Below are 1,266 nucleotides of genomic sequence, written 5' to 3' on the forward strand. Positions count from 1 at the left end.
TGCCCTTGTACGCAATACGCAGCGGCATGATTTTCGACTGGCCCGACACGCCCGAGACGCCAACGCCGTTATTGCCGGCGGCGGCGGCCGAGCCGGCGACGGCGGTGCCGTGGCCGCACAGGTCGGAGGTGTCGGCGCCATTGCTGTAGATATCCCAGCCGGCCACCATGTGCGGCGCCAGGTCAGGGTGGCTGCTGTCGACGCCGGTGTCCAGGATGGCGACGGTCACGTTGGCGCCTTGCGCGCTATCCCAGGCCGTTGGGGCGCCAATCTTGCTGATGTGCCACTGGCTGCCCAGGTAAGGGTCGTTGTAGGCGGCCGATACCAGCACGCGCTTGTCCAGCTCGGCGAACTTGAAGTGCGGGTTGTTTTTCAGCTTGGCGGCCACGGCCTTTTCCGAACCGTGCGCCACGTCGATCAGGTGGATATTGCTCTGGCCCAGCTTGCGGGCATTGCCGGCGCCATTGGCCTTGAGGATCTTGGCGAACTCAGCCACGGTCAGGCCGGCTTTCGGTTCCACGATGATGCGGCCTTGGGCGAAGTCTTCCGATTGGGCGGCGAAGGCTGGCGCAGCCAGGGTAGCGATGGCGGTAGCGATTGCGGCGGAGAAGGTGGTGATGGTTTTCATGGTGCGAGTCCCTGTTTTCAAAAATAAAAAAACGAGGACTGCCCGCCGGTCTATGCCGGTAGAAGACTGCATCACAACCCGCACAGGCGCATCAACGCCCATGGTGAGGGATACTTTTGTCTGGCAGTCCTGCCGTCATGGGGCCGAAGCCCTTTAGACCGATGACTTTGCGTCCCGCAGTTTCCCGCGGTTTGCCCTTATCAGATCTTGCTGTACGGAACTATAGTCGGCTAATTGCCGTGTGGCAAGCGGATTTTTAAAACTTTTTTTGAATGTCTCAAATAAGTCTGGATTATAAGAAATATTCGTTAATTCAACGACTTGGATTATTTCTTATAGTCACTTTTACTTTCGAAGTCTCAATAATGCAATTAAATAAAAAAAGCCCGGCCGAAGCCGGGCTCAAACAGGGTATTTATTATCTGATTAGCGGGTCACCTGCACGCTGGTGGTGGAGGTGTTGCCGGCCATATCCTTGGCCACAGCCTGGATGGTGTGGGTACCGGCAGAGGCCTTGCGGGTGTTCCAGCTGAAGGACAGCGAGGAACCGGCGCCGGAAGCTTTCAATACGCCGTCGATGTAGACGCTCATGTTGATGCCGGCCGAACCGCTGTTGTCGGAGGCGTTCACGCTCACGT

2 protein-coding genes and 1 riboswitch are annotated in these 1,266 nt (G+C 57.8%); both genes read right to left on the reverse strand.

The window, feature by feature from the left end; all coding sequences use genetic code 11:
• Positions 1 to 628: S8 family serine peptidase (locus GM658_RS28560; RefSeq protein ID WP_211841960.1), on the reverse strand; the 628-nt coding region annotated here is incomplete at its 3' end.
• A gap of 119 nt (positions 629 to 747) precedes the next feature.
• Positions 748 to 834: riboswitch (cyclic di-GMP riboswitch) on the reverse strand.
• A 220-nt stretch (positions 835 to 1,054) separates the two neighbouring features.
• Positions 1,055 to 1,266: Ig-like domain-containing protein (locus GM658_RS29000; protein WP_170298877.1), on the reverse strand; the 212-nt coding region annotated here is incomplete at its 5' end.

Source organism: Massilia eburnea (genome assembly GCF_009720745.1).
Lineage (GTDB): Bacteria > Pseudomonadota > Gammaproteobacteria > Burkholderiales > Burkholderiaceae_D > Rugamonas > Rugamonas eburnea.